The 5,598-nt window shown below is 48.5% G+C and carries 6 protein-coding genes; 1 reads left to right on the plus strand and 5 read right to left on the minus strand.

Features of this window, described 5'->3' with window-relative positions; translation table 11 throughout:
• Positions 1–187: hypothetical protein (locus FEM54_RS34385; RefSeq protein WP_205894422.1), on the plus strand; the 187-nt coding region annotated here is incomplete at its 5' end.
• A 390-nt stretch (positions 188–577) separates the two neighbouring features.
• On the opposite strand, the gene FEM54_RS22730 is transcribed toward FEM54_RS34385, so the two are convergent.
• From FEM54_RS22730 to FEM54_RS22750, 5 genes are all read right to left on the minus strand, one after another.
• Complete coding sequence (locus FEM54_RS22730) at positions 578–934, minus strand: hypothetical protein (protein ID WP_163009543.1); 357 nt, start codon at positions 932–934, stop codon at positions 578–580.
• Positions 935–1,055: 121 nt separating this feature from the next.
• Positions 1,056–1,442 (minus strand): hypothetical protein, encoded by a 387-nt coding sequence (locus FEM54_RS22735; RefSeq protein WP_177336526.1) that lies wholly within the window; start codon positions 1,440–1,442, stop codon positions 1,056–1,058.
• A 125-nt stretch (positions 1,443–1,567) separates the two neighbouring features.
• On the minus strand, positions 1,568–1,915 hold the full coding sequence (locus tag FEM54_RS22740) for a hypothetical protein (protein WP_056860342.1): 348 nt from the start codon (positions 1,913–1,915) through the stop codon (positions 1,568–1,570).
• Between the two features lie 568 nt (positions 1,916–2,483).
• Positions 2,484–2,966, minus strand: a complete 483-nt coding sequence (locus tag FEM54_RS22745) for a hypothetical protein (RefSeq protein ID WP_138453157.1) — start codon at positions 2,964–2,966, stop codon at positions 2,484–2,486.
• A 4-nt stretch (positions 2,967–2,970) separates the two neighbouring features.
• On the minus strand, positions 2,971–5,598 hold a 2,628-nt coding region (locus FEM54_RS22750; RefSeq protein WP_205894423.1), incomplete at its 5' end, for a hemagglutinin repeat-containing protein.

The raw sequence follows: 5,598 nt of genomic DNA on the forward strand, positions 1-5,598 counted from the left end.
TGATGCATTGTGGGGTGGTGGGCGCGGGGCTTGTAGTCCGGCCCGTCGCCCATATGGCGAACAGGTTTGGCGACCTGACAAGAGAGTGCAAAAGCAAGTTCTTCGTTATTTAAATAAATCTGTCCCCTTTTCGTTTTTCCAGCTCTATCCTTTTAAGGTCACCAAAATCTCCATCAGCAAATGCTGAGTACTCTAGAGAAAACCCCGTCAAAAGTGGTTTTACGTTTTCATCAAACCAGGAGCTACCCATAAGACCTCCCACTTCTTATCTAGAATTTCAATGTTCTTGATCGCTGGGAGATGCTCGCCGCCCTTCTTATTAAGTGAAAAATAGGGGTCAGATCACGTTTAATGCTCCGCCATAAGAATAAAGGTCTGACCCCATTTCTCCTCATTTCTCCCCTCAGGGTCTGACCCCATTTTTCTTTAGAAAATCACAGCCTAGCAGATGGGTGAGAAATAAATCCGTCCCCTTTTCCAATGTCAGTTAAGCCATATCAATGATTGGATTCGAAATTCGACTAGGAGAATCCGTTCATGCAATTGAATCCCTAGCCTAGCATTCATCAGAAAGTCTTTACTCTTCATCCCAAAAATTTCCGGGAGGCGCATACTCCCCACCACGTAAGACAGCGCACCAGCCGTAACTTCTATAAAACATCTCAAGATCAAGGATCTTGTAAATGCCTTCATTAATCTTCTGCAATGTAATCAAACCATTAGCAAAATGCGTATATCGACCGCCCGCCCCTGCGACGGCTCTTAACTCCAGCTCTCTACGATCCCATTCTGATACCACCCCCGATGACTCAGGAACAGTATCCGAAAACGAAATCTCAAATTCTTTTGAAACCTTGCAAAAGCAGGGTATTCGTTCCTGCCTGAGTAATTCATCCGTGATCATGTTTTCAGGGAAGTCGATATTTAATTTCACTTAAGTGCACTCCGAGGAACAACAACCTCACCTGAAAAATTTCTTTGAAAAAATAGGGGGCAGACCACGTTTAATGCTCCACCAGAAGAATAGTGGTCTGACCCCATTTCTCCCTTAGCGATTACTTCCCCGTTGGGCCCTCGCCGGAAGAATAGTGGTCTGACCCCATTTTCCCTACGTCTTCTGCTAAGGACTGCACAAGCGATGCCGACACTAACCTTCTTCCTACAACATTGGAGAAATAAAGCTCACCAGAAATATTAAAAATATCTTGCCTACCGTATTCACCTAGATCGCAGTTTGAAATCGGATTCAAAGAAAAACAGATAGACGCACCATCAGGCCCGCCATAGAGCTTCCCAATTTCAGAACTTTCAAATAGAAGGCCAACCTCTTGAGGGGCAGAATCCCTCTCGAAAGAGAAAACATGGAATAGAGCATTTACTGACAGTAATTTCTTCCCGAGCACTGTTAACAGCCAGGCAACCATAAGTCTAGGAGAGTTCATTACCTAACACCGCCCTTTGATGCACTCTGCAGAAAAATAGAGGTCAGCACCACGTTTAGTGCTCCGTCAGAAGAATAGTAGTCTGACCCCATTTTTCTTTTTACCAATCCCCTCCTATTTCATTCTTATACTTTGTGTAACGTCCACCATCGGCAACTCACCTCAGGTTCGAATATCACCCTCGCCTCTGACAGTGATTCAGACATATCAAAGACAACATGAATCCCAGCCCCAGACTCATCTCGCACTAACTCAATAGACTTGACGCTCTCGGACGAAATAACTGCTAGCTCTTGAGTGGAAAGCCTAAGCACGACTTGGAATGACTTCATCACAGCACTAAAAGAAACATCAACCTCAAGTTCGCTATTTTTAGACTTCTGGATATAACGACATAGCGCCAAGTTTGGATCAACCTCAATAGGCTGGATACCGAACTCTTCCAAAAAATCATCTGTGCTTGGAAATTTCATTACGACCTCCTCAGTGAAGCGGTATGACTGTGCTGAGTTTACGACTTCCATCATCAAGAACCTGGAACGTGCTCTGAAAATTAGCAGCCTTACCCGATGGTCCCATAAACAAGAAAATTGGGGTCAGACCACGTTTAGTGCTCCGCCAGAAGAATAGTGGTCTGACCCCATTTTTCCCCTTACCGCATTCGTGCAGTAACTCAGTTTCTGGAAAACCTGGCATTTCGCGAGGAAATCAGCAGTGATGCGATTGTCCTTCACGACTTTGCGCTGTTACTGGCCATTCCATTGCGTGATGGTTGCGATCTCATGGATGTGATTGGGCGAAGGTTGATTTCGCAAGACATATAAATAAATTCGGGCGGCGTAGAGCCGCCCGATCTGGCTAAGCTCAGAGCCCAAGATGTAAAAAACAAAAGCCAATTTATTAAAGAGCCAGTTCTAATATGTCAAACAAAAACCATATATGAACCCAACAAAAAACACATCACAACTAAATAAATTCACGCCCCCCCAGACACAAACACCCTATGAAAATCAAATAAATCCGCCCCTTTTTCCTTAATCATTAAGGTCTTTTTGATAACGCCAACGGGCCTAACACTCCATTTGTAAAAAACCGCGTACTTAAATCATGAGCGGGTTCTATGCCACCGTAGAACTCTGCCATACGAACATCTCCGCAGACTTTTTGAATATACCTTTGAAGCAAAAACATCACCTCATCAATATTGGAAATACAAACATCATCAAAAAATAACTCCACATCGACATTGCCATTATATTTTACAACTCTAACCAACAAAAAAAACTCGTCCTCCACCGAAATCAAGTCAAACCCATAAAGTCTAGCAGCAATACACAAGTCACCACTAAATCCGCGAAACTCATCAATCAGTCTCTCATTGAACCCTAATCCACCTTTGCCGCCGATAGCTTCTGATGAAACCACTTCGGTAACTCGCAAAGAATGACTTTCTAAATCTTTCAGAAGAGCAAAAAGATCTTCTTCTGCTACGCAACTCATAATGACTTCGTATGATTCTTTCATATAATTAATCAATAAACCCTTTAAAAGTCCCATCCAAATTCAATCGTACTCCTCGGCCATCACCTAGACGCTTCTCCACGAATGGAATGCCTTTTTCCGTCGTTACATGTTTGAACTCGCCTGGGGCGCGTATTATTTCACGTAGCTGCTTCATAGCTTGCTCATTCCAGGTGGCCATTGAGCCTGTCGTTTTCCCCCAGATTTCGGGGCTTCTTCCGGCATGCTTTGACAATGCATGGCCGATAACTGTAGTTCCTTTGTAGGGAGTCTGCGCAGATGTTAATACTGTTTTAATGTCATTAAATGAAGCAGTTTTTTTCACATCCTGTAAATACCTTATCGCTTTTTCCAGCTGAGCCAACCCCGTTGGGGTTGTCTCCCCTGGCAAACGAGGCCTAGATTCGATTCGGCCGCCTCCGGCCGCTCCTCCACCAATCAAGGCCAACCGATCCATTGAAGGCCCCCAATCTGCAATCTGATTAGCTAGATGCTCGGCGGCAGCTACAGAGCGGTCTATCAGTTCCGTTTTATAGCCTTCGCAAACCTGCGTCTGACATTGCATCGCCATCAGGTCATCCAACGCGACAATGATTCCAGGCAGTTTGTCTTTTGCAAGAAATGAGCTACTGATACTCATTGCGTACTGAGTTTTGTACAGGCTTTCCTCGTTAAATCTCTCGTTCTCCCACTTATCCTTCTGACATGCCTCATCACCACCACAGCCCTTCATTCCTGAAGCAAAAGCTTTAACGTCCGACTGCTCCAAGTAATTGTAAACGGTACCCTGCTGGGCGACCCAAGCCGCTACATCTTGCTCCTTTGCGCTCCCACCGACACCTGCTGCTGCAGTCATACCGATCAATTGGGACGTCATCGCCAGCAGGCGATCGTGGGCGTCGCCAGGAAACATCTCTGCGCCAAACGTCTGAATAAGTGCCTTGTTTGCACCCGCTGCAATAGCACCAGAAGCGAAATTCCCTCCTGCCGCCTCTGCAATCAATCCTCCAACAATCGCATGTACCGCTACTTTTGTGGACAAGTTAGAACCACTGAGTTCCGTACCCACGCGCTCGTAAATCATTCCAGAAAGAAGACTGGCAGTCAGATCAATAGCAGCTTGACCCATATTGCTAGTAAAACTGCCCCCATTGGCTACAGTTCTAAGCGCTGAATTGACCGCCAATTGTCTCCCGAGGTCTGATGCAGTCAGCTCTCCCGTGACTCCGGCAAATTTCGCAATCGCGCCACTTAGACCCGCAATTGCATAGCCTTTAAGGCTGTCACCAGAGGTCACATCCTTGGCGATGGCACCTAAGTTTCCTTTGTTGTTGATGGTGCTTGTCGCACCTTTGATGGCCACGGCGGTATATACGGAATTCGCGGCGAGCCCCGTCGTGGTTGTAGACGCAGCGCCCACGAGCCCCGCACCCGCTCCCCATGTGAAATAAGTGACAATGATGGCGATAACCAACGCCGCGCCACCACCCAAACTCGAATTGTTGTACTTAAAGCTATCGTGGACTTCTTGAACCTTGCGCCAATCCACGTCTCCACGCTTCTCGGCCTCCTTCAGCCAAGCCAGTTGTGGATCAGCCTCGACCATGACGTCGATCGTCTGACTTACAGTGTGTTGGTCGATCTGCTTGACATCAATTTTCAAACCGTCGACGGCTTTTATTACGATGCTGCCTTCCGCAATCATCTGCGTTTGGCGTAACGTCTCGTCGGTGCTGCCTTTGCCTTTGGAGCTCGTCCAGACAAGGCTGTTTTTGCTCTTCTCATGACTCTCCTGCCGCAAATCCTTCACCGCCTCAAACGTCACCGCCCCACCACTGACAATCGCAATATCCCCGCCACTGTCGAGCTTCGCCGCTTGATACTTCTGGTCCCCGCCGCTCTGCAACGTCAGGTCGCCACCGGTCTTGATCTCACTCCCCACATTCGTCACCTGGGTGACTTCATCGCGCTGGGTTTTCTTGCTCCCCCAACTCCCCTTCTTCTTCATGTCATACAGCGAATAATCACTGTCTTCCGCAGCCAGCAACCCCAGCTTTCCACCCGCAACCAAATACGCTTCATCCCCCGCAGTGACACGACTGGCAATCATCGCCAGATCCTTACCAGCACTCAGCGAAACATCCCCACCCGCACTCAGCGTGGTCGAGACCTGACTCACATGATCTTCCTGCGCCTTAACCTTCTTCAGATTCAACGCCGAATGCTGCTCATCCGCCGCAGAGATCAGGCTCAGATTCTCCGTCGCCGACATCGCCACATCCCGCTTGGCATCAATCCGGCTGGCAATCGCAGTCAAATCCCGGCCCGCAACCGCGCTCAGGTCGCGCCCCGCCGTCACCGAAGAACCGTTCTGCATCACGGAGCTGCTGTTGTTGCGCGCGCTGGTGTTGGCATTGCTGTTCACCTGCTCCACTGACCCAAAGCTCAGGTCGCGCCCGGCCTGGATCGTGGTGTCGCGTCCGCTTTGCAGCACGCTGCCTTGGGTTAAGAAGTCGCGTCCGGCCCTGATGCTCAGGTCGTTGGCGGCTTCGATACGCGCCGCGCTGTTGAGGAAGTCGCTGTGTTCACTGATCAGGCCGTCGCTGCTGTCGTGGCCGGTGACGGTGCGTTCGTT

This window comes from Pseudomonas edaphica (assembly GCF_005863185.1).
Lineage (GTDB): Bacteria > Pseudomonadota > Gammaproteobacteria > Pseudomonadales > Pseudomonadaceae > Aquipseudomonas > Aquipseudomonas edaphica.